Origin of the sequence: Brevibacterium permense (genome assembly GCF_025506275.1) — a bacterium.
Taxonomy (GTDB): Bacteria; Actinomycetota; Actinomycetes; order Actinomycetales; family Brevibacteriaceae; genus Brevibacterium; species Brevibacterium permense_A.
In genome coordinates, this window is sequence record NZ_QYCP01000012.1 from 1 (window position 1) to 391 (window position 391).

Consider the following 391-nt stretch of genomic DNA (forward strand, 5'->3'; position numbering starts at 1 on the left):
GGCGTGGCGGCGCCGGCGTGGCCAGCGTCCGCGACCGGTGCCGGTCTGGACCTGGTTTCCCGCCGGCGTTTTGGCGACGGCGCTGACCGCCGCGGGGTTCGCCGTCGCGGCGGTGACGGGGCTGGCGGTGGCAACACTGGCCACCGTAGTGCAGGCGTGGCGCGGTGGTGGCGCTGCCTGACACTTCCGGCGAAACCATGCCAACCTGCTGCGTCAGCCCGCGGACTTCCTATGAGGTCAGTGGTCTCGGTGGACGATCAGCGCAGCAAGATCCTCCAGCTCCGCGCCGGCGCGGGGTGCCGGTGCCACGCCGGCCAGGTGCTCCAACGCTTCCCGGAACAGGACATCCGCTTAAGTTCGGCTCCAGGCTCGGCCACCCGCCGTGTCGACC

1 protein-coding gene is annotated in these 391 nt (G+C 71.9%); it reads left to right on the plus strand.

Annotated elements, in window-relative coordinates:
- Window positions 1-181: hypothetical protein (locus D3I60_RS01330; RefSeq protein ID WP_262774305.1), on the plus strand; the 181-nt coding region annotated here is incomplete at its 5' end.
- Between the last annotated feature and the right edge of the window lie 210 nt (window positions 182-391).